20 protein-coding genes and 1 tRNA gene are annotated in these 23,255 nt (G+C 73.7%); 11 read left to right on the top strand and 10 right to left on the bottom strand.

What is annotated here, in order from left to right; genetic code table 11:
- Window positions 1-31: 31 nt before the first annotated feature.
- Window positions 32-2,923: a nucleotide-binding protein gene (locus tag HNR12_RS29780; protein WP_394353916.1), complete on the bottom strand. Its 2,892-nt coding sequence runs from the start codon at window positions 2,921-2,923 to the stop codon at window positions 32-34.
- Between the two features lie 248 nt (window positions 2,924-3,171).
- Here HNR12_RS29780 and HNR12_RS17205 point away from each other — a divergent pair, with 248 nt between their 5' ends.
- Both HNR12_RS17205 and HNR12_RS17200 read left to right on the top strand, forming a co-directional pair.
- On the top strand, window positions 3,172-4,155 hold the full coding sequence (locus HNR12_RS17205) for an NAD(P)H-quinone oxidoreductase (RefSeq protein ID WP_179768534.1): 984 nt from the start codon (window positions 3,172-3,174) through the stop codon (window positions 4,153-4,155).
- 76 nt (window positions 4,156-4,231) lie between these two features.
- Window positions 4,232-4,759 (top strand): bacterial proteasome activator family protein, encoded by a 528-nt coding sequence (locus tag HNR12_RS17200; RefSeq protein ID WP_179768532.1) that lies wholly within the window; start codon window positions 4,232-4,234, stop codon window positions 4,757-4,759.
- A gap of 45 nt (window positions 4,760-4,804) precedes the next feature.
- Here the strand turns inward: HNR12_RS17200 and serS are convergent, their stop codons facing one another.
- Window positions 4,805-6,070, bottom strand: a complete 1,266-nt coding sequence (gene serS / locus HNR12_RS17195) for a serine--tRNA ligase (RefSeq protein ID WP_179768530.1) — start codon at window positions 6,068-6,070, stop codon at window positions 4,805-4,807.
- Between the two features lie 206 nt (window positions 6,071-6,276).
- Between serS and HNR12_RS17190 the strand changes: the two genes are divergently transcribed.
- Window positions 6,277-6,480: a hypothetical protein gene (locus HNR12_RS17190; RefSeq protein ID WP_179765513.1), complete on the top strand. Its 204-nt coding sequence runs from the start codon at window positions 6,277-6,279 to the stop codon at window positions 6,478-6,480.
- Between the two features lie 19 nt (window positions 6,481-6,499).
- Here HNR12_RS17190 and pheA read toward each other — a convergent pair whose 3' ends face one another.
- The 7 genes from pheA to HNR12_RS17155 all read right to left on the bottom strand — a co-directional run bounded on the left by pheA (window position 6,500) and on the right by HNR12_RS17155 (window position 12,643).
- A complete protein-coding gene (gene pheA, locus HNR12_RS17185) occupies window positions 6,500-7,441 on the bottom strand; it encodes a prephenate dehydratase (RefSeq protein ID WP_179768528.1) in 942 nt (313 codons plus the stop codon).
- A gap of 94 nt (window positions 7,442-7,535) precedes the next feature.
- Window positions 7,536-8,150, bottom strand: a complete 615-nt coding sequence (locus tag HNR12_RS17180) for a DUF4446 family protein (RefSeq protein WP_179768526.1) — start codon at window positions 8,148-8,150, stop codon at window positions 7,536-7,538.
- 29 nt (window positions 8,151-8,179) lie between these two features.
- Complete coding sequence (locus HNR12_RS17175) at window positions 8,180-9,040, bottom strand: glycosyltransferase family 2 protein (RefSeq protein WP_179768524.1); 861 nt, start codon at window positions 9,038-9,040, stop codon at window positions 8,180-8,182.
- A 10-nt stretch (window positions 9,041-9,050) separates the two neighbouring features.
- Complete coding sequence (locus HNR12_RS17170) at window positions 9,051-9,407, bottom strand: STAS domain-containing protein (protein WP_308118944.1); 357 nt, start codon at window positions 9,405-9,407, stop codon at window positions 9,051-9,053.
- A 121-nt stretch (window positions 9,408-9,528) separates the two neighbouring features.
- On the bottom strand, window positions 9,529-10,083 hold the full coding sequence (locus HNR12_RS17165; RefSeq protein WP_338119780.1) for an ATP-binding protein: 555 nt from the start codon (window positions 10,081-10,083) through the stop codon (window positions 9,529-9,531).
- 249 nt (window positions 10,084-10,332) lie between these two features.
- Window positions 10,333-12,204: a PAS domain-containing sensor histidine kinase gene (locus HNR12_RS17160; RefSeq protein ID WP_179768521.1), complete on the bottom strand. Its 1,872-nt coding sequence runs from the start codon at window positions 12,202-12,204 to the stop codon at window positions 10,333-10,335.
- A 106-nt stretch (window positions 12,205-12,310) separates the two neighbouring features.
- Window positions 12,311-12,643 (bottom strand): rhodanese-like domain-containing protein, encoded by a 333-nt coding sequence (locus HNR12_RS17155; protein ID WP_179768519.1) that lies wholly within the window; start codon window positions 12,641-12,643, stop codon window positions 12,311-12,313.
- Between the two features lie 129 nt (window positions 12,644-12,772).
- Between HNR12_RS17155 and HNR12_RS17150 the strand changes: the two genes are divergently transcribed.
- A complete protein-coding gene (locus tag HNR12_RS17150) occupies window positions 12,773-13,264 on the top strand; it encodes an SSI family serine proteinase inhibitor (protein ID WP_179768517.1) in 492 nt (163 codons plus the stop codon).
- A 230-nt stretch (window positions 13,265-13,494) separates the two neighbouring features.
- On the opposite strand, the gene HNR12_RS17145 is transcribed toward HNR12_RS17150, so the two are convergent.
- Window positions 13,495-13,577: transfer RNA gene (locus HNR12_RS17145), tRNA-Leu, on the bottom strand.
- A 299-nt stretch (window positions 13,578-13,876) separates the two neighbouring features.
- Here HNR12_RS17145 and HNR12_RS17140 point away from each other — a divergent pair.
- The 7 genes from HNR12_RS17140 (at window position 13,877) to pknB (ending at window position 23,051) form a co-directional block, all read left to right on the top strand.
- Complete coding sequence (locus HNR12_RS17140) at window positions 13,877-14,638, top strand: FhaA domain-containing protein (RefSeq protein ID WP_443729148.1); 762 nt, start codon at window positions 13,877-13,879, stop codon at window positions 14,636-14,638.
- 259 nt (window positions 14,639-14,897) lie between these two features.
- Window positions 14,898-15,401 (top strand): FHA domain-containing protein FhaB/FipA, encoded by a 504-nt coding sequence (locus HNR12_RS17135; protein WP_179768515.1) that lies wholly within the window; start codon window positions 14,898-14,900, stop codon window positions 15,399-15,401.
- Window positions 15,398-16,807 (top strand): Stp1/IreP family PP2C-type Ser/Thr phosphatase, encoded by a 1,410-nt coding sequence (locus HNR12_RS17130; RefSeq protein WP_179768513.1) that lies wholly within the window; start codon window positions 15,398-15,400, stop codon window positions 16,805-16,807. Before HNR12_RS17135 ends, HNR12_RS17130 begins: the two co-directional genes overlap by 4 nt.
- A gap of 91 nt (window positions 16,808-16,898) precedes the next feature.
- Window positions 16,899-18,272 (top strand): FtsW/RodA/SpoVE family cell cycle protein, encoded by a 1,374-nt coding sequence (locus HNR12_RS17125; protein ID WP_179770672.1) that lies wholly within the window; start codon window positions 16,899-16,901, stop codon window positions 18,270-18,272.
- Window positions 18,269-19,708, top strand: coding sequence for a peptidoglycan D,D-transpeptidase FtsI family protein (locus HNR12_RS17120; protein ID WP_179768511.1), 1,440 nt, complete (start codon window positions 18,269-18,271; stop codon window positions 19,706-19,708). The genes HNR12_RS17125 and HNR12_RS17120 overlap by 4 nt, the downstream gene beginning before the upstream one ends.
- The gene (locus HNR12_RS17115; protein WP_308118676.1) at window positions 19,705-21,195 is read left to right on the top strand and encodes a serine/threonine-protein kinase; all 1,491 of its coding nucleotides are present in this window, start codon (window positions 19,705-19,707) and stop codon (window positions 21,193-21,195) included. Before HNR12_RS17120 ends, HNR12_RS17115 begins: the two co-directional genes overlap by 4 nt.
- Before the next feature lie 83 nt (window positions 21,196-21,278).
- Window positions 21,279-23,051 carry a Stk1 family PASTA domain-containing Ser/Thr kinase gene (gene pknB / locus HNR12_RS17110; RefSeq protein WP_179768509.1) on the top strand — a complete coding sequence of 591 codons (1,773 nt, stop codon included), beginning with the start codon at window positions 21,279-21,281 and terminating at the stop codon, window positions 23,049-23,051.
- Window positions 23,052-23,255 lie beyond the last annotated feature (204 nt).

Here is a 23,255-nt window from a genome sequence, read left to right as displayed (position 1 = left end):
GCGGCGCGGCCGGCGGGCGGGTCGCTCCGCGTCAGCGCGGCCAGGCGAACGCCTCGCCCACCGTCGCCGCCAACTGCAGGTAGGCGTCGCGGGTGGCCGGCGCCAGGCGGTCCAGGTCGATCTCGGCGCCCTCCTCCAGGTGGGCGTCCCAGGGCACCCGCACCACGGCGCGGCAGCGGCTGGCGAAGTGCTGCTCCAGCCGGTCGAGGTCGACCGCGCTCTTGCCGGTGCGCACCATCGAGAGCACCACCACCGCCCCGCGCACCAGCGAGCCGTACTGGTGGGCCTCCAGCCAGTCCAGGGTGGCGCTGGCGCTGCGCGCGCCGTCGACCGAGGCCGAGCTGACCAGCACGACCTGGTCGGCCAGGCCCAGCACGCCGCGCATCGCCGAGTGCAGCAGCCCGGTGCCGCAGTCGGTGAGGCAGATGGAGTAGTAGTGCTCCAGCAGCCAGGAGACCTCGCGGTAGTCCTGCTCGCTGAACGCCTCGGAGACCGCGGGGTCGCGGTCGGAGGCGAGGATCTCCAGCCGGCTGACCGCCTGGGAGGTGAACCCCCGGATGTCGGCGTAGCGGGTGATGGAGTCCTTCTCGTTGAGCAGGTCGCGGATGGTGGCGGCGGTCTCCAGCCGGACCTTGTCCGACAGCGTCCCCCGGTCGGGGTTGGCGTCGACGGCCAGCACGCGGTCGCCGCGCAGCGACGCCAGCGTGGAGCCCAGGCCCACCGTGGTGGTGGTCTTGCCGACCCCGCCCTTGAGGCTGAGCACGGCCACGCGGTGGTGGCCGCCGGCGACGTGGGTTCGGGCGCGCGCGGTCAGCTCGGCGCGGCGCTGCTCCGCCGCCGACTCCCCCACGTCGACCAGCCCGAACGTCGCCGTGTGCAGCATCTTGCGCCAGCCCGAACTGGGCCCGCGCCGCCTGCCGCCGACCAGGGTCTCGGCCCGCAGGTCCTCGGAGGTCTCCGGGCGGCCGGCCTGCCCCGGATCGGCGCCCTGCGGGGAGTCGCCAGCCAGGTGGGCGTGGTACTGGAACGGCTGGGCGGGGTGGGGACCCGTGGCGGGCCTGGCGGCGGGGCCGGTGAGCGGCTGCGCCGCCGGGGGACCGTAGGGCGGGCGGCCCCCGCCGTGGCCCCGGTAGGGGTCGTAGGCGGGACCGCCGCCGGTGGGCGGGCCGTAGGCCGGCGCGCCGCCGGACTGCGGGCCGGTGGGCGGGCGCTGGGCGGCGGCCTCGGCGCCGGCGCCCCACTCGGGCGGAGGCGGCGGGGCCGTGGTGCCGCGCGGGTCGGGCACGGCGTAGCCGGAGTCGGGCGACCACGCCTCGGGCGGCGGCGGGGCGCCGTCGGCGGAGCCGCCGCCGGGGGCGGCGGACGCCGGCTGGGGGCCGGTGGGCGCGGACGGCGGAGCCCAGGCGGGCGCGGCGGCGCCCGGCCGGGCCGCGGTCGGGGGCAGCGGCGGCAGCTGCTCGGGTTCGGGCACCTCCTCGGAGGCGGGCGCGGGGCCGGCGGCCGGCGGTTCGGCGGGCCGCACGCGCGGCGGCCGCCCGGGGCCGTCGCCCACGGCCGGGGCCGCGCTGGAAGCGGGGTCGTCCTCCTCCGGCGGCGGACCCACCGGCTCGGCGGAGGTCCAGGCCGGGGTGTCGTCGGCGGGCCGGGTGTGGGGACCGGCGTGCTCCGGGAGCCCTTCGGGCGGCTCCCACCCCGGTAGCGGGCCGGGGCGGCCGGGGCCGGAGGTGTGGTGCAGCCCGTTGAGCTGCGGGCCGCTGGGCGCGGCGGGCGGCTCGGGCGGGCTGAAGGGCGCGGCGGGCGGACCGGGCGGCGCCCAGGCCGAGGCCGCGGGCTCCGGCGCCCCCTCGCCGGTGCCGGCGGCCGGGTCCGCCGCGGGGCCGGGGTCGGCGGCGGGCGGCTCGGGCGGGAGCCGGGACGCGGTGGGCTCCGCCTCGCCGGAGTCGGCGGTGCGCGCGGGCTCCTCCGGCTCGGCGGCCAAAGCGTCGGGCACGGCGGCCGAGGCGGCGGGGTCGTCGCGTTCGGCGGGCTCGGGCACGTCCGCGTCGGGAGCGGGCGGCACCGGGTCGGCGGCGGGAGCGAGATCGGCCTGCGGCGGTGCGGGCGGCTGCCATGTGCCCTCGGCGGGCGGCGCGGGCGCGGCGGCCGGCGGTGCCTGCTGGTCGTCCAGGCGCAGGGTGGGGTCGTCGGCGGTGTCCGCGGTCGGCCGCGCGGGCTCCGGCGCCGGATCGGGGGCCGGGCGGGCCTCGGGCGCGCCGTCAACGGGCACGAACGGGCGGCCGGTCGTGGGGGTACCCGGCACCGGGCCGGGGGAGGCGGGCCGCATCGGGCGGCCGTTGAACGCCACGGGCGGCGCCTGCCGCTCGGGCGCGATCGGCCGCGGCGGGGCAGGGGGCTCGGGCGGGCGGCGCTCACCGGGGTGCGCCGAGGGCGGCTGGTGCCAGCCGTAGCCCTCCTGGCCATGGGAGCCGCGGGGCGCGGCGGGTTCGCCGCGCGGGGGTTCGGCGGGGGAGCCGTAGCCCGGCTCCTCGGGCGCCGGGCCCTGCGGGGAGGCGCTGCGCGGCTCGGGGCCCTGGCCCCTCGGCGGCCCGTAGCCGTAGGGGTCCTGGCCCTGGGCGGGCGCGGGGGGCTGGGAGTGGGGCCCCGGCGGGGCCGGCTGCTGTCCGTACCGCTCGTGCGGCTGCGGAGCCTGCGGGCCGTCGAACGGACCCGCGCCTTCGACGGCGTAGGGCGGTGGGGGAACGGCGCCTTCGTCGATGGCATAGGGCGGCGGCGGGGGAAGGGCGGCTTCGCCGAACCACTGGTCGGCCGGAGAGGGATCCGGCTCCGCGACGTGCCGAGGGTCGCGCTCGGCGCCCTGGTCGTGCCCCCTGTCCCACGCACGCGTACCGGCATGCTCCGAACCGTCGTGCTCTCGGTGTGCCAACGCGGTTCTCCTCAAGAGACGCTTGCTCAGGTGCGCGATGTCCGATCGCTGCCGCCTGATCTGCTCCATGGGGGAACCGGCAGACCAGACCCGGACTCACGATTATTCTCCCCTCCGTCAACAAAGATACGAACCGGCGCCAAAACCGGTCACCGCCGATGACGCACCGCGACGGGCGCGACGGCCGCCCCGGCACCCCGGCCGGGCGGGCGCGGTCGCGCCCGGGGCGGGGTGGGTAGCGTGCAGGCATGCACGCGATCGTCATCAGCGAACCCGGCGCCCCCGACGTCCTCACCTGGTCCGAGGTCCCCGATCCGGTCCCCGGCACCGGCGAGGCCGTCGTCGAGGTCACCGCGACCGCGGTCAACAGGGCCGATGTCAACCAGCGCCAAGGCAACTACCCGCCCCCGCCCGGCGCACCGGAGTACCCCGGACTGGAGTGCTCCGGGCGGATCGCCGAACTGGGGCCGGGCACCGCCGACTCCGGATGGTCGGTGGGCGACCCCGTCTGCGCGCTGCTCAGCGGCGGCGGCTACGCCGAGCGCGTCGCCGTTCCGGTGGGCCAACTGCTGCCCGTGCCCGAAGGCGTGGACCTGGTGGCGGCGGCGGCGCTGCCCGAGGTCGCGTGCACGGTGTGGTCCAACGTGTTCATGATCGGCCGGCTGCGCGAGGGCGAGACCCTGCTGGTCCACGGCGGCGGCAGCGGGATCGGCACCTTCGCCGTCCAGCTCGCCCACGCGCGCGGCGCCCGCGTCATCACCACCGCCGGCAGCGCCGACAAGCTCGCGCGCTGCCGCGAACTGGGCGCCGACGTGGGCATCAACTACCGCGAGGAGGACTTCGCCGCGCGGGTGAAGGAGGAGACGGGCGGCGCCGGCGTCGACGTCATCCTCGACATCATGGGCGGGGCCTACCTGGAGCGCAACGTGCGCTCCCTGGCCGTCAACGGGCGGCTCACCGTCATCGGCCTGATGGGCGGCCGCTCCGCCGAGCTGGACCTCGGCCGGATGCTGGTCAAGCGCCTGTCCGTGCACGCCACGACCCTGCGCTCGCGCCCGGCCGCGGAGAAGGCGGAGATCGTGGCGGGCGTGGTCGAGCACGTGTGGCCGCTGGTCGAGGCGGGCACGATCCGGCCTATCGTGGATCAGACGCTGCCGCTGCCGCGCGCCGCCGAGGCGCACCGCATCATGGAGTCCAGCGCGCACGTCGGCAAGATCGTGCTGACCCGCTGACCGCCAGACCACCGGGACCCCCGGTGCGCCCCGTCCGCGGGGACGGTCCCCCAATCACGCCGCAAGGTGAGGATTCATGAGCAACTTCAACGAGGAACAGCAGCCCCAGGTGCTGGTCGTGGGTTCCGGCGGCGCCACGGGCGCCGGCGACACGCAGGGCGAGGAGGGCTCCGGCCAGCGCCCGCTCAACGAGATGGTCGAGCAGCCGGCGAAGGTCATGCGCATCGGCAGCATGATCCGCCAGCTCCTCGACGAGGTGAAGGCCGCGCCGCTGGACGAGGCCAGCCGGGTCCGGCTGCGCGAGATCCACACCAACTCCATCAAGGAGCTGGAGGACGGCCTGGCGCCCGAACTGGTCGAGGAGCTGGAGCGGCTGACCCTGCCGTTCACCGAGGACGGCACCCCCAGCGACGCCGAGCTGCGGATCGCCCAGGCCCAGCTGGTGGGCTGGCTGGAGGGCCTGTTCCACGGCATCCAGACCACCCTGTTCGCCCAGCAGATGGCCGCGCGCGCCCAGCTGGAGAACATGCGCAAGGCGCTGCCGACCGGCATGGTGGCGGCGCAGGACCCGGAGGGCCGCGGCGGATCCGGCCCCTACCTGTAGGGGACCGGGCGCGGCGGGGCCGCGGCCCCGCCGCGCCGCACGGCCCTACTTCTTGACGGGTTCGAGGACGTCGCGGCCGACGAACGGGCGCAGCGCCTCGGGCACGACCACCGAGCCGTCGGCGCGCTGGTGGTTCTCCAGCAGGGCGACGATCCACCGGGTGGTGGCCAGCGTGCCGTTGAGCGTGGCGGCGTGGCGCGGCTTGCCGGAGTCGTCGCGGAACCGGATGTTGAGCCGGCGCGCCTGGAAGTCGGTGCAGTTGGAGGTGGAGGTCAGCTCGCGGTAGCGGCCCTGGGTGGGCACCCACGCCTCGCAGTCGTACTTGCGCGCGGCGCTGGCGCCGAGGTCGCCGCCGGCGATGTCGACCACCCGGTAGGGCAGCTCCAGCTTGTCGAGCATCTCGCGCTCCCAGGCGAGCAGCCGCAGGTGCTCCTCGTGGGCGTGGTCGGGATGGGTGTAGACGAACATCTCGACCTTGTTGAACTGGTGCACGCGGATGATGCCGCGGGTGTCCTTGCCGTAGGACCCGGCCTCGCGGCGGAAGCACGGCGACCACCCGACGTAGCGGGTGGGCAGGGACTCCGCGGGCAGGATCTCGCCGGCGTGGTAGCCGGCCAGGGGGACCTCGGAGGTGCCGACCAGGTAGAGGTCGTCGGCCTCCAGGCGGTAGACCTCGTCGGCGTGGGCGCCCAGGAACCCGGTGCCGTCCATGGTCTCGGGCTTGACCAGTACCGGCGGGATCATCGGGGTGAACCCGTTGGCCGCGGCCTGCTGCATGGCGAGGTTGAGCAGGGCGAGTTCGAGCTGGGCGCCGACCCCGGTGAGGAAGTAGAAGCGCGCGCCGGAGACCTTGGCGCCGCGGTCGGTGTCGATGGCGCCGAGCAGTTCGCCCAGCTCCAGGTGGTCGCGCGGGGTGAAGTCGAACTCCCGGGGGGTGCCGACCTCCTCGACCACGACGAAGTCGTCCACGCCGCCGACCGGGGTGTCGTCCTCGACGATGTTGGGGACCTCGCGCAGCAGGCGGTCGAGGTCGGCCGACAGCTCGCCGGCCTCGGCCTCGGCCCGCTTGACCTCGGCGGCCAGTTCCTTGGCGCGGGCCAGCAGGGACTCGCGCTCCTCGGGCGCCGCCGCGGAGACCGACTTGCCGACGCTCTTCTGCTCGGCGCGCAGGCCCTCGAAGCGGGTGAGGGCGGCGCGGTGCCGGGAGTCCAGGTCGAGCAGGCGGTCCACGACGGCGTCGTCTTCGCCGCGGACGCGCTGCGAGGCACGCAGTCGGTCGGGTGAGTCTCGGAGAGCACGAAGGTCGATCACGGTTGCAGGCTACCGGGGTTCGCGCGCACCGACATCCGGTTTCCCCAGCCGCCGGCCGGCGGGCGCGGGACGGAGAAAACGCGGAAACCCGCGCGGTCCGGCGTCATGACCGGGCCGCCGCGCCGTGTCACCACCGGCGGGCGCCGCGGGCGGCGCGGTCCGGGGCGCCCGCCGCCTACGACGACGAAAGGCAGGAGACCGTGACCGTGACCCCGACGGCCCCCGCGCGGCAGCCGTGGCCGATGAAGGCGCTCGGCGCCATGACGGCGGCCGAGATCCTGGCCGCGCTGGAGCGGCTGGCCTGTGTCCGCCCCGAGGACGCGGCGCTGGAGCGGGCGCTGCACCGCCAACTGGTCCGCGCGGTCGAGCGGGAGCGGGCCGGGGCGCGCGGCGCGGCCGCGCCGGCGTAGCCCGCGGGCCGGGCCGGGCTCAGCCGGGCTCGCCCGCGCGGACGCGGGCGAGCCAGCGCTCGGCCTCGTAGAAGTCGGCGCTGGTGGTGCCGCGCGGGGGCAGGAACGGGCTCAGCTCGGTGCCAAGGCCGACCCGCGGGTAGCTGCCGAGAAAGCGGACCTCCTTGCAGATCCGGCGCAGGCCCATCAGCGCCTCGCCGACCGCGGGGTCGGCCACGTGGCCGTCGGCGTCCAGGCAGAAGCAGTAGCGGCCCAGGCCGTCGCCGGTGGGGCGGGACTCCAGGCGGGTGAGGTTGACCCCGCGCACGGCGAACTGCTGGAGCAGTTCGATCAGCGCGCCGGGGTGGTCGTCGGCCAGGAAGGCCACGAGCGAGGTGCGGTCGGCGCCGGTGGGCTCGGGCAGGGGCTGGGGGCGCACCAGCTGGATGAACCGGGTGGCGGTGTCGGAGCGGTCGCCGATGCCCTCGGCGAGGGCGTTGAGCCGGTAGCGCTCGCCGGCCACGCGCGCGCAGACCGCGGCGTCGTAGGGCGCGCCGGGTTCGGCCACCGCCTGGGCGGCGGCGGCCGTGGAGGAGACCGTGAAGACCTCGGCGTCGGGCAGGTTGCGCGCCAGCCAGCCCCGGCACTGGGCGTAGGCGTGCGGATGGGTGGCCACCCGCTTGACGTCGGCCAGCGCCACCCCGTCGCGGGCGAAGAGGGTGAACCGCACCGGGAGCGCGGTCTCGGCGGCGATCAGCAGCGGGTCGCCGTTGATCAGCTCCGCCATGGTGGCGCTGACGCCGCCCTCCAGGGAGTTCTCCAGCGGCACGACGCCGCCGGCGACCTCGCCCCGGCGGATGGCCGAGAACACCGCGTCGACCCCGGGGTAGGCCACGAGGTCGGCCTCGGGCGCCTGGGGCATGAGCGCGCGCAGGGCGGCCTCGGTGAACGTGCCCTCGGGACCGAGATAGGCATAGCGCATATCCGCCAGGTTATACCCGGGAGCGGTGGTGCGGCCGTGACATGGGAAGACCCGGGACCGCACGCGGCGGCCCCGGGCCACCCGCACGGGACGGCTAGTTCGCGGCCCCCTGCGCTTTGCGCACCGGGGCCGCGCCCGGTGCGGCGCCCAGGGTGCGCACCGCCGGCTGGTCGGCGGCGGGCTCGGGCGGGGCCTCGGGCGCCGGCGGCGACACCGCCGGCCCGGCCGAAGGCTCGGCCGGCGCGGGCTGGGGGACGCGCGCGCCGGGCACCTTCCGCGGCGCGGTGGCCGCCGCCGGGGCGTCCTCGCCGGCGACCTCGCTCGGCGCCTGGCCGAGCCGGGCCGCGCGGATGGCGCGGTACTCCTCGGGCGACAGCGCCTCCAGGGCGCGGCCCTTCTCGATGGCCTTGGCGTAGGTGCGGGACTCGGTGCGGCCGTTGATCGAGGTCACCACGACACCGTCGCCCACCGCGTTGAGCAGGGCCAGGGAGAACGAGCGCGCGCCCGACATCTCCTCCAGGGCGTCGTAGCGCACCACGGCGACGTCGCGGAGCGCGCGGGCGTCCACCCCGCTGCCGTCGGGCAGCATGCGCTCGATCATGGAGCGGCAGTCCTCGATCGAGGAGCGGGCGGTCAGGAACGCGTAGGTGCCGACCGCCAGACCGCCCAGTCCGGCCAGCACGCCGACAACGACCAGAGACGTAGTCAAGGTAGTAACCACACCGCGCAGCCTAGCCGCTACGGAGTGTCACGGGAACGATACTCTCCGCGTTTCGGGAAACCGGCCCCATGCCGGACGAACGTTCGCGAGGCGGCCAGCGCCGCCGCGCGTGCCTCGGCCGACAGCCGGCGGGCCCCGCGCTCCAGGGCGGGGCCGAGTTCGCGCTCGGCCAGCGCGCGCCCGACGTCGGCGAACTGCCGCGCGCGGTGGGCCTGGGCTCGCAGGTCGGTGCCGGTGGGCCGGTGCTCCAGGGGGACCTCGACCTCCACGACCCGCATGCCCCGGCGCAGCACGTCGACGGTCAGGCCGGTCTCGACCCCGAACCCGGCGGCGAGCGGGCGGGCGGCCTCGAACGCCGCCCGCGTCAGGCAGCGCTGGCCGCTCAGCGGCTGCTCGGGCTCCCAGCCGGTGGCGCGGCGGATGCCCTCGCGGGCCAGCCGCACGACGAAGCCGTGGCCGCCCAGCCGCATCCGCGTGGCGGGGAACAGGGCGATGGTCATGTCGGCGTCGCCGGCGCGCACGGGCTCCACCAGCGGCGCGGCGCCGGCGGCGGTGTCGCCGAGGTCGGCGTCGAGGAACAGCAGGTGGCGCGGGGGGCGGGCGGGGGGCGCGGCGCACTGCTCGATCAGGCGCACGCCCTCGGCGCCGGTCTCCATCGCCGCGCCCTTGCCGCGGTTGCGGGCGTGGCGCAGCACGCGGGCGCCGGCCGAGGCGGCCACGGCGGCGGTGGAGTCGCGCGAACCGTCGTCGACGACCACGACAAGGTCGGCGCCGGGCAGGAGGGCGGAGGCGCGCACGGTGGCGCCGACGCGATCGGCCTCGTCCTTGGCGGGGATGATGACCGCGACCGCGCCGCCGGGACCCGGGTTATCGGTCATCGGGCGCCGCCTAGGCGGTGGAACCGGAACCGGCCGCCATGGGGAGGGCGTCGAGGGAGTCCTGGACGGTGAACACGGAGATGAGGCCGGTGACCTCAAGGATCTTGCGCACCGCCGGCTTGGGGGCGACCAGTTCGAGGGTGCCCTTGCGTTCGCGGGCCCGCTTCATGGCCGACAGCAGCACGCTCATACCGGTGGAGTCGCAGAACTCCACGCCCGACATGTCGATGACCAGCCGCCGGGCGCCGTCCTCAAGCGCGTTCAGCAGCCCGCTCTGCAGTTGCGGTGCCGTATAGAGGTCAATCTCGCCGCGCACAGTGACCACTGCGCAATCGCCCTGAGACTGACTTGAGATCTTCAACTCCACAGTCGAGACTGTAGCGCCCACCAGGAGTGGTGGCCACATCGCCGACGGCGTTTCGCTCCATCGGTCACGGTCTGCGGCCAAGAATCCGGGCTACCCGGAAACGCACGCTGTGCGCGGCGGATCACGCCCAGGTGGCGTGGCTGCGCGCGCTCCACGCGCGCTCGCCGGGGTCCGCCGGGGCGCCGCGGCGGTCGCCGCCGACGGCCGGCGCCGGCGGGCCCGGCCACGCGGCCGCGCGCGGGGGCCGCGGCGCGGGCGCGGGGACCTCGACCTCAAGGACGGCCCAGACGGTGGTGACGGTGTCGTCGACCTCGGTGCCCCACTTGGCGGCGAGGTGCTCGACGATGCCCAGCCCGCGCCCGCCCAGGGCCGACAGCGAGGGGCGGGCCAGCCGGGGCAGGGTCTCGGCGCCGCCGTCGCGGACCGAGACCTCCAGCCACGAGGCCGCGGTGTCGGTGCCGCCGACCTCCCAGCAGACCTGCACACACCCCGGCGGGAAGGGGTCGGGCAGCGGCGCGGCGTGGCGCAGGGCGTTGCTCAGCAGTTCGCTGAGGACGATGGCGGCGTCGTCGATCTTGCCGGTCTCGATGCCCGAGGCGCGCAGGTCGGAGCACATGCGCCGGCGGGCGCTGGTCACGCTCGACGGAGCGTGCGGCAGCAGTACGTTCCTCGACACGTCCCTCTCCCGTTCGTCGGCGCGTCCGTTCGCAAAACGGGAGCACGAGCCTGCCGCCCACGTCCCGACCCGGTTGATGCCGGTATTGGTCTGGTCGGTTCGCGGCAAAGTCCTGGTATGCGACCCTGCCAGGGCCGAAATGCCCCGTTACCCACCCCCGGAAACACATCATCGCCGCTGATGTCAGGTGCGGCGTCCACCGGGGGCCCGGTGAGCGGGACGCGAACGGCGCGCACAGCCCTTTAACCGCTATTTGTCCGGCTTGTCGGCTTCGCCGGGAGGCGCCGACTGTAATGTGAATCTCATCCGGGTGCCGCCCGCCGCGCGCCGGTGCGCGGTGACGTCGCCGCCCTGGGCGCGGGCCAGCCGGCGGGCGATGTAGAGCCCCAGCCCGATCCCGCCGAACCTGCGGCGGTCGCCGGCCTCGCCCTGCACGAACCGGCCGAAGATGCGCTCCTCGTCGCCGGGCGCGATCCCCACGCCCTCGTCCTCGACCGAGACCGCCACGCGGCCGTCCTCGACCGCCGCGCTCAGCACCACCCGGCCGCCCTCGGGCGAGTACTTGAACGCGTTCTCCAGCAGCTGGCCCACGATCACGTCGGTGGCCGTGGGGTCGCCCAGGGCCCAGGGCAGCCGCTCGGGCAGCTCCAGCAGCAACGTGTGCCGCGCGGAGAACGGGCGGAACGCGGTGGCGCTGTCGCGCAGCAGGCGTTCGAGGTCGAATGGCCCGCCGCCCCGCTGGTCGCCCTCGCGGGCGTCGGCGCCCAGCAGCAGGTTCTCGACCAGCCGGGCGAGGATCGCCGAGCGGTCGGCGATGGTGTCCACGGCCGCCCGCCGCGAGCGGTCGTCGAGCTGGTCCCAGCGCCCCGCCAGCGTGCTGGCGAACCCCTGCACGACCGTGATCGGCGTGCGCAGTTCGTGCCCGGCCGTGGCCAGGAAGAGGTCCTTCTCCTCTTCCAGCGCCTTGGCCTGGCTGATGTCGCGGAAGTCCACGACCCGCTCCCCGGTCTCGGGGATGTCGGTGATGAGGATCTCCAGCCACCGGCCGTTGTCGAGGCGGTGCCGGATGTTCTCGCCCTGGGCGGCCGGCAGCGGGAAGGGCGGGTGGCGCCCGACCGCCTCGGCGGCGGTGTAGCCGGTCAGCTCGGCGGCCGAGCGGTTCCACTTGCGCACCAGGCCGCTGGCGCCCAGCACCGCGATCCCGTCGGCGCTGGAGTCGACCACGGCGTGCTCGTGCGCCCGCTGCCGCACGATCTCGCGGTAGGCCATGGCGTTGCCCAGCGCCACCCCGGCGTGGGCCGCCAGGAGTTCCAGCAGCTCCAGCTCGATGTGGCCGACCTTGCGCCGGCTGTAGAGGGCGTAGAGGGCGCCGTAGGGCCGCCCCTGGACGTTGGACACGCCCAGCGCGATGGTGTGCAGCCCCTCCAGGTCGGCCCAGATGAGGTCGTCGAGGCTGCGGGTGTCGTCGGTGGCCAGCAGCACGGTCTTGCCGCTGCGCAGCAGCTCCCCGAACAGGCTGGTCTCCAGCGGCGCACGGTAGCCGCGCAGGTGGTCCGACAGCTGGGTGAGGCTGACCAGGCGCAGCTGATCGTCCTCGATGAGCGCGAACCCGCCGGCGTCGGCGCCGGTCAGCTCGGTGAGGCTGTGGGCGATCCGGTCCAGCACGGCGTCGAGGTCGAGGTCGGCGTTGATGTCGGCGACCACGTCGGTGAGCCGGCGCACCAGCCGCGCGCGCTCGGTCATGCGGCTCTGCACCGCGCCGATGTCCTCGTAGGCGTGGTAGACGGTGGCCCAGCCGGTGAGCCCGCCGGAGCCGTCGAACAGGCAGCTCGTGGCGACCCGGACGTCGACCACGCTGCCGTCGCGGCGCAGCCGCCGGCTGACGATGGTGAGCGGCCCGCCCGCGCGCACCCGCTCCAGGATGGCGTGGTGCTCGGCGGTCAGCTCCTCGGGGACGATGGGCAGCGGGCAGCCGACCACCTCGGCCGCGCTCCAGCCGAACAGCCGCTCGGCCGCCGGGTTCCACAGGACCACCCGCAGGTCGGTGTCGACGGCCACGATCGCGTCGGCCGCGCACGCCAGGACGGCGTCGGCACTGGGGAGGGGACGATCGGGGGCCACCTCGACATAGTGCCACCCGCGAGCCGGACCGCGGCCCGGGTTTGGCCAAAACCCGCCATTCGGACGGGGGCCGCGGCGGCGGCCGGCTCAGCGGCAGGTGGCGGGCTCAGACGACCTTCGGATCGGCGCCGGTCTCGCTGACCATGCCGCGCCCGGCCAGCGCCCACGCCTGCATGCCGCCTGCGACGTTGGCCGCCTGCCACCCGGCGTCGTTGAGCGCCTGGACGGCCTGGGCGGAGCGCCCGCCGATCCGGCACACCACGTAGATCTGGCGGTCCCGGGGCACCTCGGCGGCCCGCTCGGGGAGCTGGTGCAGCGGGATGTGCAGGGCGTCGGGCGCGTGCCCGGCGCGCCATTCGTCGTCCTCGCGGACGTCGAGCACGAACCCGTCCGGCGGCACGGTGCTGACCTCGACGACAGGCACACTCTCAGCGAACACGCGGGCTCTCCTTAGACCTGGCGGGCCGGCCGGGGCGGGGGTGCCCCCGCGCCGCCGGCCTTCGGCGACCTTGCGTGGCCGCGGCGACACGGAGGGAACCGGTCGGGGCCGCGCCACGTCGAACAGGGTATGCGCACGCTCATCCCGGCGACCGCGCTGGCGGCCGCCGTTCTGCTCACCGCCGGATGCGGCGCCGACGAGGTCCGCACGGAGCCCGGCCCCGGTGCCGAGGGCTCCGGCGGGTCGCCGGGCGCCCACACGCCCGACACCGAACTGACCATCCACATCACCGCCGACGAATCCGCCCAGCCGGACGCGGCGCAGAGCGGGGCCGCCTCGTCGGCGCCGCCCGACCCCGCGCACTGGACGCTCACCTGCTCCCCGGCGGGCGGCGACCACCCCGACCCCGAGGCCGCCTGCGCCGACCTGGCCGACGCCGGGGGCGCCGACGCCTTCGCCGAGGTCCCCGACAACCAGCCGTGCACCTTCATCTACGGCGGCCCGCAGGTGGCGCGGGTCGAGGGGCACGTCGAGGGCACCGAGGTCGACACCGAGTTCACCCGCTCCGGCGGCTGCGAGATCGACCGCTACGACACCATGGGCGCGGTCCTTGCCCCCTAGTCGCGGGCGCCGCCGCACCCGCGTACCGGCATGTCGGCATATCGGCACGCGCGGCCGGCACCGAAGACATCGGGGAAACCAGCGGAGAACCGCGGAGGAACACCGAAGGGCGGGGCCGCCAGTACGCAGCGAACAACGGGGAAACGGAGAAACGCGATGAGCCCCGCCGCGTGCAGCGGCGGGGCTCATCGATGGCTCCGGGAGAATCCGGTGAAAGAACCGGTCTCCAGTGGGCGAGGAGGGATTTGAACCCTCACATCCTTTCGGACACACGGACCTGAACCGTGCGCGTCTACCGTTCCGCCACCCGCCCGAGTGACTTGCATATGCTGGCACATGCCGACAGTGTGTTCAAACGCGATCTCACACCTGGTGGCTGCGCCGACCGCCGGTCCGGGGATCCGGCGTCATCGCCTGGCGACAGACACCAGGCTAGCACGGTCCCGGCATAGGTCGTGCACGCTTTTCCGCCCGCCGCGGCGCTCCGCTCCGCGCTCCCCGGACCGACCCGTTCGCCCCGATATCCACAGGGAGGGGCGCGCGTGAGTCCAAGGGCACGGCAACCCGGTTACGATCGTCAGTACATGCGGAGTGGAGTAAGGGAGGTACCTCGTGGGAGTGCTCCAACGCTTCGAGCGCAGGCTTGGAGGCATGATCGAAGGCACCTTCGCCCGTGCTTTCAAGTCCAAGCTCGAACCCGTCGAGATCGCCAGCGCCGTCCAGCGTGAAATGGACGAGCGCGCCGCAATCGTCGCCCAGGGCCGGACCCTGGTGCCCAACGACTTCGTGGTGGAGCTTTCCGCCGAGGACGCCGAGCACATGGACGCCCTGGCCGACACCATCGGCCAGGAACTCGCCAAACTGGCGCGCGACTACGCCACGGAGCAGGGCTACTCCTTCGTGGGTCCGGTGCGCGTGCACTTCAAGTCCGAAGCCGATCTCCAGATGGGCCGGTTCCGGATCCGCTCCGGCGTGATCCGCGGGTCCACGGTCGAGAGCGGCGAGATCCGCACCTCGGTCGCCGACCAGCCGCGCAACCCGGCCGACGCCCAGGGCCACCCCCGGCTGCTGATCTCCCCCGGCGGCGCCACGGCCGAGGGCTCGCCCGCCAGCCAGGGCATGCAGCAGTCCTTCGTCCTCAACACCCAGGTCACCCTGCTGGGCCGGGGTACCGACTGCCACCTGCGCCTCGTCGACAACGGCGTCTCGCGCCACCACGCCGAGATCCGCGTCGAGGACGACGAAGCAGTCCTCGTCGACCTCGGCTCCACCAACGGCACGTTCGTCAACGGCCAGCAGGTCAAACGCGCCCGCCTGGTCGACGGCAGCCGGATCAGCCTGGGCCGCACCACGATGACCTTCCGTCGGGACTGACCGCCCCGCCAACCCATCCGCAACCAAACCCGCTCCCGTGGCGTCACACAAGGAAGCGATTCCCACCACCCGTCCACGCGTCGGCCGGAGCCCACGGCCCCGGCGGCCTGAACAGGGCGATCGATCCCGATGAATCCCTCCATTGAGATCGTTGGGCTTTTCCGCCACGATCTCCTAGGGTTCGACGCCAGTAGACGCGGTGGCGGCTGACGACGACCGCCACCTCGCCGGAGCACGACAGGGGCTGAAGAGCAGTTCAATGTCCGACTTGACCCTCATGCTGATCAGGATCACGTTCCTCTGCGTGCTGTGGCTGTTCGTGATCTTCGCGGTCGGAGTCATCCGAACCGACCTCCTCGGCCCCGCAAAGAGCAAGTCCAAGCGCAAGCGCTCCGAACGGCGCGCCCCCGCCGATACCCGTGCCCCGCGCCCCGCACGCTCCCCGCGCGCCCCCAAGGGCCGCCGCAACGAACCGCGCTCCCTCGTGGTCACCAAGGGTCCGCTCGCCGGCACCTCGCTCAACCTCTCCCCCCAGCAGCCGATCATCATCGGCCGGGCCAACGACGCCACGCTCGTCATCAACGACGACTACGCCTCGGGTCGGCACGCCCGGATCTTCTCCGACAACGGCCGCTGGATCGTTGAGGACCTCGGTTCGACGAACGGCACCTACCTGGGCCAGCAGCGGCTGACCCACCCCCAGCCAATCTCGGTCGGACAACCAATCCGCATCGGCAAAACCGTCCTGGAACTGCGCAAATGACAATCGCTCTCCGATACGCGGCGTACTCCGACGTAGGATGCCTCCGCGAAGGCAACGAAGACTCCGCCTACGCCGGCCCGTACCTCCTCGCGGTCGCCGACGGAATGGGCGGACATGCGGGCGGTGAGATCGCGAGCGCCATCGCGATCTCGACGCTGATGACCCTGGACGAGGACGTCCCCACGACCGAGGCCATGGTGGGCTCCCTCCAGCAGGCGGTCGAGCACGCCAACAACCTGCTCGCCCAGCGGGTCAAGGAGGAGCCCCGGCTGGAGAACATGGGCACCACCCTAACCGCCATGCTGTGGTCGGGTGCGCGCGTCGCCATGATCCACGTCGGCGACTCCCGCGCCTACCTGCTGCGGGGCGACGAGTTCGGGCAGATCACCCACGACCACACCCTCGTGCAGACCCTGGTGGACGAAGGCAAGATCACCGAGGAGGAGGTCGCCACCCACCCCCAGCGGTCCCTGCTGCTGCGCGCGCTCGACGGCCGCAGCCAGGTGGACCCCGACATCTCCATCAGCGAGGCCCGCGTCGGCGACCGCTACCTGCTCTGCTCCGACGGCCTCTCCGGCGTGGTCAGCCCCGAGACCATCCGCGAGACCCTGGCCACCGAGCGCAATCCCGACGCCGCCGCCCGCCGCCTGATCGACCTCGCCAATCGCGGCGGCGGCCCCGACAACATCACCGCCGTGGTGGCCGACGTCATCGACACCGCCACCGACCCCGGCGGCCCCACCCAGGAGCCCGCCGTGGTGGGCGCGGCCGACCAGCGCCGCGAACCCGTCATGACCCCCGACACCCCCGCCGGGCGCGCCCAGGGCCTCAACCGCGGCGCCGGCGACACCGCCGAGATGGCGCGGGTCCCCGCCTTCGAGCCGCCGCCCGAGGAGCCCGACGAGCCCGAGCGCCGCACCCGCAGCTGGTGGCCCATGATCATCGCCTTCGTGGTGCTCGTCGCGATCATCGCCGGCGCGGGCTACTACTTCGGCACGCGCTACCTCAGCAGCCAGTACTTCCTCGGCCCCTCCGAGAACGGCGACACCGTGGCCCTCTACCAGGGCCTGAGCACCGACGTCGCCGGCTACGACCTCGCCGAGCAGATCGAGGACACCCAGATCCCCATCGACGGCCTGCCCGAGACCGAGCGCAACGCCGTCAACTCCACCATCCCCCTCGACAGCCGCGACGAAGCCGACGGCCGCATCGCCGAACTGCGCGAGACCGCCGACTCCTGCTCGGCCGACCCCGACTCCTGCGGCCTGGAGGGCCGGCCCGCCGGCGGCCGGCAGCAGGACCAGGGCAACGGCCAGGACGGACCGGGCGGGCAGGGCGGCGAGGCCACCCCGTCTCCCGGCGCCGCCGTCGGACACGCCGTCCAGATCCCGCTGGGAGGGGATTGACGTGACGCTCTCGACCCCGACCAAGCGCCCGCCGGCGGCCGAGGCCCCCACGGCGCTTCCGCCGGTCAAGCGGCGCAACGCCGAACTCGTCATGACGCTGTTCGCGATCGCGCTGACGCTCTACGCCATGATCGAGGCCGGCCTCACCCGCAACAACGAGATGCCGCCCAGCCTGTTCCTCTACGGCGGGCTGTTCGGCGGCCTGGCGATCCTGGCGCACTTCTTCATCCGGTTCTTCGCGCCCTGGTCGGACCCCCTGCTGCTGCCCCTGGCCACCCTGCTCAACGGCCTGGGCATCGCCATGCTGTGGCGGCTGGGCGAGGCCACCGGCGACACCTCGCGCGCCAGCGCCATGGACCAGCTCATCCTGACCGCCGCCAGCATGGTGGTGTTCGCGGGGATCATCTACTTCCTCAAGGAGCCCCGCACCCTCCAGCGCTACCCCTACATCATGGCGGTGGGCGCGGTGTTCCTGCTGCTGCTGCCGCTGACCCCGCTGGGCAGCGAGATCAACGGCGCCCGGCAGTGGGTGAACTTCGGGTTCACCTCGCTGCAGCCCTCGGAGTTCGCCAAGATCGCCCTGGTGGTCTTCCTGTCGGGCTACATGGTCACCAAGCGCGACGTGCTCGCACTGGCCAGCCGGCAGATCAAGATCGGCCCCGTCAAGGTGCTCGACCTGCCGCGCATGCGCGACACCGCGCCCATGGCGGTCATGTGGGGCTTCTGCATCATCGTGCTGGTCATCCTGATGAACGACCTCGGCACCTCGCTGATGCTGTTCGGCACCTTCCTGGCCATGATCTACGTGGCCACCCAGCGCGGCTCCTGGATCGTCATCGGGCTCACCGCGTTCTTCGGCGCGTGCGCGGCCATCTACCCGTTCGTGCCGCACTTCCGCGTCCGCATGGTCACCTGGCTCGACGCCTTCCGCCCCGACGTGTTCTGCACCGACGAGGCCTTGGCCAACCCCGAGTCCTTCTGCGTGACCTCCGGCAACAGCCAGCAGCTCGTGCAGGGCCTGTTCGCGCTGGCCGAGGGCGGCATGACCGGCACGGGCCTGGGCGGCGGCCAGCCCGGCTACGTCCCCGAGGTCCAGAACGACTTCATCTTCACCGCCTTCGGCGAGGAGCTGGGCCTGGCCGGGATCATGGTCATGCTGATGGCGCTGGCGCTGCTGGTCGAGCGCGGCATGCGCATCGCGCTGGCGTCCAAGGAGCTCTTCATCAAGATGTTCGCGTCGGGGATCTCCTTCCTCATCGCCTTCCAGACCTTCGTCGTCATCGGCGGTGTCACCCGGGTGATCCCCATGACCGGTGCCACGATCCCGTTCGTCGCCAAGGGCGGTTCGGCCCTGCTGTCGAGCTGGATCATGGTCGCCCTGCTGATGCGCATGAGCAACAACGCACGCAAGCCCGCTCCGCAGGCCATCCAGGACGAGGGCGCGACCCAGGTGATCCAGCGATGAACAAGCCCATCCGCCGCCTCTCCATCTTCGCGCTGGCGCTGTTCGGCGTGCTGCTGCTGAACGTCTCCTACATCCAGGCGTTCGCCGCCGAGGACCTCCGCGAGCACCCGTTCAACCGCCGGCAGTTCGCCGAGAGCCTCAACACCCACCGCGGCTCGATCCGCGTGGGCAGCCAGGAGGTCGCCTACTCCGAGCCCGTCGGCGGCGACAGCGACCAGTACCAGCGCGTCTACGAGAACGGCCAGCTCTACGCCCCGGTTGTGGGCGCGTTCCGCGCCGGCTCGGCCACCGGCATCGAGGCCGCCGAGAACTCCTTCCTCGACGGCTCCCACGAGTCGCTGGCGGTGAACAACTTCCGCGACATGCTCACCGGCGAGGAGCCCAAGGGCGCCGACGTCACGCTCACCATCAACGCCGACGCCCAGCAGGCCGCCATGGAGGGCCTTGAGGCGCTGGGCAAGAACGGCGCGGCCGTGGCGCTCGACCCCGCCACCGGCGCGGTGCTGGCCTCCTACTCCAACCCCTCCTACGACCCCAACAGCGTGGCCAGCGTCACCGAGACCGACCAGGCCGCCGAGAACTGGACCGACCTTGAGGCCGCCGAGCAGCAGCCGCTGCTCAACCGCGGCCTCAACCAGCGCTACCCTCCGGGCTCGACCTTCAAGATCGTCACCGCCGCGGCGGCCCTGGAGAACGGCGCCAGCCCCGACTCCACCATCGACGCGCCCGAGACCCTCGACCTCGGCGCGCCGCTGCCCAACGCCTGGGGCGGGCCGTGCAACAACGGTGCGCCCGACTCCCTGGCGCACTCCATCGAGATCTCCTGCAACACCTCCATGGCCAACTGGGCGATCCAGCTGGGCGGGCAGGCCATGCAGGAGCAGGCCGAGGCGTTCGGGTTCAACCAGGGCGACATGGAAATCCCGCTGCCGGTCACCGAATCCCTGTCCCCGCTGGAGACCGATCCCAATATCCTGGGCCGGAGCGGGATCGGCCAGGCCAACATCGAGGCCACCCCGCTGCAGATGGCCATGGTCGCCGCCGGCGTGGCCAACGACGGCGACGTCATGAAGCCCTACCTGGTGGAGTCGGTGCGCAACTCCAACCTTGAGGAGGTGGACTCCGCCCAGCCCGAGGTGTACTCCACCGCCATCAGCCCCGGGACGGCGGCCGACCTCACCGAGATGATGATCGGCGTCACCGCGGGCGACGAGGCGTCGGGGCCGACGGCCCAGATCCCCGGTATCGACGTCGCCGGCAAGACCGGAACCGCCGAGACCGCGAGCGGCCCCACGCACAACTGGTTCATCTCCTTCGCACCGGCCGACGACCCCCAGGTCGCCGTGGCGGTCGTGGTCGAGCACGGCGGCGGCAGCGGCGGCACCCTTGCCGCGCCGATCGCGCGGGAGATCATGGAGGCTGTGATCAACGAGTGAGCGACAACGACCCGGGCGCCCCCGAGCCCACGGGGGCGGATTCCCTCGCGGGCACGGTGCTCAGCGGCCGCTACCGGCTGGAGGAGCAGATCGGCTCGGGCGGTATGGGTACCGTCTGGCGAGCCGAGGACACCCTGCTCAACCGCCCGGTCGCGGTCAAGCTGCTGCACCCGGCGCAGATGGCCGAGCCCACGGCCCGCGAACGGTTCCGCACCGAGGGCCGGATCACCGCGGGCCTGTCCCACCCCGGCATCGCGCAGGTCTACGACTACGGCGAGCAGGACGGCCGCGCGTACCTGATCATGGAGCTGGTGCTGGGCGAGCCGCTGTCGTCGATCCTGCGCCGCAACAACGGCCTGGAGCCCAGCGTCACCCTCGACATCGTGGGCCAGTCCGCGGCCGCGCTGGCGGCCGCCCACGCGCGCGGGGTGGTGCACCGCGACATCAAGCCGGGCAACCTGCTGGTCACCAAGGACGGCACGGTCAAGCTGACCGACTTCGGCATCGCGCGCGGCAACGAGTCGGTCACCCTCACCCAGACCGGCATGGTCATGGGCACGGCGCAGTACATCTCGCCCGAGCAGGCGTCCGGCCGCCCCGCCACGTTCGCCTCCGACCTCTACGCGCTGGGCGTGGTGGCCTACGAGTGCCTGGCCGGGGAGCCGCCGTTCACGGCCGACACCCCCCTGGCCCTGGCCCTGGCCCACACCCGCGACGACCCCCCGCCGCTGCCCGACCACGTGCCCGACCCGGTGGCCGGGTTCGTGGCGCAGCTGCTGGAGAAGGCCCCCGACGACCGCCCCGGCTCGGCCGGGGAGGTCGCGGCCGCGGCGCAGCGGCTGCGCCTGGGCATGAGCGCCGACCAGGGCGGCGCCACCACCGCCATGGACCTGCCCGATCCCGCGCAGACCATGGTCGCCGGCGCCGCCACCGCGCCGAGCAGGTTCACCCCCGTGGGCGGAAACCGCGGCACGTCCGCGTCCACCCCTGGCGGCGGGCGGTCGTCGGATAGGGTTACCCGGGGCGCCTCGGACAGCCGGCGGGCGAGCCTGCCCATGGTCCTCGCGGCCGTGGCGGCCACCGCGGTGCTGGTCCTGGGCGTGGTCTGGGCCGGTCGGATCTTCGGATCGCAGGATCCCGAGGCCAACACCACCGGCAACCCCGGCTCCAGTCCTTCGGCGTCCCCGAGCGACAACGGGGAGCCGTCGCCGCAGGAGAGCCAGACCGTGGAGCAGGACCCCGGCACCGACGGCACCGAGTGGGGCGGCGGCGGCTCCACCGACTACGACTCCGAGCCCAGCGCGCCGGCCTCGACACCGCCGAGTTCGCCGCCGGCCGAGGACGACGACTCCACCGACCTCCCACCCGAGCCGGACGACACGGCCACGGAGGAGCCGGGAGACGGGGGGACACCCCCCGTGAACCCTCCCGTCCCCGATGACGAAGGCGACGAGTCCGGCCGCGGAGGGGAGACGGGCCAGAACTGACCGCGATGGTGCGGCGGACCACCACTCGCCAGGCGACGCGGGACCCCCGCGCGCCGCGGAGATGACGAGGAACTGTTCACGACATGTCTCAGCCACGGCTACTCGGTGGCCGCTACGAGCTCGATCAGGTCATCGGGCGCGGCGGCATGGCCGAGGTCTACCGCGCCCGTGATCTGCGGCTGGACCGCATGGTGGCCGTCAAGACGCTGCGGCACGACCTGGCCCGCGACCACACCTTCCAGGCGAGGTTCCGGCGCGAGGCGCAGTCCGCGGCCTCGCTGAACCACCCCTCGATCATCGCGGTCTACGACACCGGCGAGGACGTGGTCGACGGCCTGTCGATCCCGTACATCATCATGGAGTACGTCGACGGCCGCACCCTGAAGGAGCTGCTCGACGACGACCGCCGGCTGCTGCCCGAGCGCTGCGCCGAGGTCACCGACGGCATCCTGCGCGCGCTGGAGTACAGCCACCAGAACGGGATCGTCCACCGCGACATCAAGCCGGCCAACGTCATGCTGACCCGCCAGGCCGAGGTCAAGGTGATGGACTTCGGCATCGCGCGGGCCATGAACGACAACCAGGCCACGATGACCCAGACCTCCCAGGTCATCGGAACCGCGCAGTACCTCTCGCCCGAGCAGGCGCGCGGCGAGCGGGTCGACGCCCGCAGCGACATCTACTCCACCGGCTGCGTGCTCTATGAGCTGCTCACCGGCCGGCCGCCGTTCACCGGCGACTCCCCGGTGTCCATCGCCTACCAGCACGTGCGCGAGCAGCCCGTGCCGCCCACCCAGGTCGACCCCGAGATCCCGACCTGGCTTGAGGACATCACCCTGCGCGCGATGACCAAGGACCGCGAGGAGCGGTACCAGTCGGCCGAGGAGATGCGCCAGGACATCCAGCGCGGGCTGCAGGGGCTGCCCACCGAGGCCCGCACCATGGCCATGGCCGCCGGGTCCACCACCGCGCTGCCGCCGGTCGAGGACCGGCGCGACCGCTACGACGACGACCGCTACGACGACTACGACGACCGCGACGAGGGCGTGGGGCGGCGCAACGCGCTGTGGATCGTGCTCGCCGTGCTCGTGGTCGCCGCCCTGGGGTTCGCGGTGTGGCTGTTCAACCAGCCCAACGCCGACAGCATCGCCATCCCCGACGTCGAGGGCATGAGCCAGGAGGAGGCCCGCGCCGAGCTGACCGACGCGGGCTTCGAGGCCGACGCCATCGAGACCCGGGAGCAGAACCACGACGAGATCCCCGAGGGCGATGTCATCGGCACCGATCCGCCGGCCGGCGAGGAGCGCAGCCCCACCAGCACCATCACGCTGCTGGTCTCCACGGGGCCGGGCTCCCAGGAGGTGCCCGACGTCAGCGGGCAGGACCGCGACACCGCGGCGCAGACCCTGGACGACGCCGGGTTCGAGGTGGGCGACACCACCGAGGAACCCTCCGACTCCGTCCCCGAGGGCCAGGTCATCCGCACCGACCCCCGCGCCGGCACCAACGCCGACCCCGGCAGCCAGGTGAACCTGGTGCTGTCGTCGGGTCCGGAGCCCACGGTCGTGCCCGACCTGAGCGGCATGAGCCGCGAGGAGGCCGAGGGCGCGCTCGGCGACCTCGGGCTGTCGGCGAGCTTCAGCAGCGAGCCCAGCGACGCCGAGCCCAACACGGTGATCCGCCAGGACCCCGGTGCCAACGCCGAGGTCGAGCCCGGAACCACGGTCAACGTGGTGCTCGCCGAGGAGCAGGAGGAGCCCAGCACTCCGCCGCCGGACCAGTCCTCGCCGCCGCCCGGGCAGTCCTCGCCGCCGCCGGGCTGGCCCACCGACTTCCCCTGGCCGCCCGGCGAGTGACCGCCGGTCGAGCCGCCGCCCGGGTCGGGCGGGTCCGCCGCCGCGGATGTGCCCGACCCGGGGCCCGGACCGACTTGGAACCGGTCTTCGCAGGTCAGTAGGCTTGCAGTAGCACTAACGGGTGTTACGGACGTCCCATCCCCACCCGACTGGGCGTAGACTGGAGCATCCGTCACGCGTCCATTCCGGCCGATTCGTTTTTGG

This window comes from Streptomonospora nanhaiensis (genome assembly GCF_013410565.1).
GTDB lineage: Bacteria > Actinomycetota > Actinomycetes > Streptosporangiales > Streptosporangiaceae > Streptomonospora > Streptomonospora nanhaiensis.
This window is presented reverse-complemented; position numbering and strand designations above follow the sequence as displayed.

Bases quoted from the DNA above. Each gene is read 5' to 3' on its own strand.
- HNR12_RS17205 (WP_179768534.1), top strand. From the start codon at position 3,172: ATGCACGCGATCGTCATCAGCGAACCCGGCGCCCCCGACGTCCTCACC.
- HNR12_RS17200 (WP_179768532.1), top strand. From the start codon at position 4,232: ATGAGCAACTTCAACGAGGAACAGCAGCCCCAGGTGCTGGTCGTGGGT.
- pheA (WP_179768528.1), bottom strand. From the start codon at position 7,441: ATGCGCTATGCCTATCTCGGTCCCGAGGGCACGTTCACCGAGGCCGCC.
- HNR12_RS17175 (WP_179768524.1), bottom strand. From the start codon at position 9,040: ATGACCGATAACCCGGGTCCCGGCGGCGCGGTCGCGGTCATCATCCCC.
- HNR12_RS17150 (WP_179768517.1), top strand. From the start codon at position 12,773: ATGCGCACGCTCATCCCGGCGACCGCGCTGGCGGCCGCCGTTCTGCTC.
- HNR12_RS17135 (WP_179768515.1), top strand. From the start codon at position 14,898: ATGTCCGACTTGACCCTCATGCTGATCAGGATCACGTTCCTCTGCGTG.
- HNR12_RS17130 (WP_179768513.1), top strand. From the start codon at position 15,398: ATGACAATCGCTCTCCGATACGCGGCGTACTCCGACGTAGGATGCCTC.
- HNR12_RS17125 (WP_179770672.1), top strand. From the start codon at position 16,899: ATGACGCTGTTCGCGATCGCGCTGACGCTCTACGCCATGATCGAGGCC.
- HNR12_RS17120 (WP_179768511.1), top strand. From the start codon at position 18,269: ATGAACAAGCCCATCCGCCGCCTCTCCATCTTCGCGCTGGCGCTGTTC.
- pknB (WP_179768509.1), top strand. From the start codon at position 21,279: ATGTCTCAGCCACGGCTACTCGGTGGCCGCTACGAGCTCGATCAGGTC.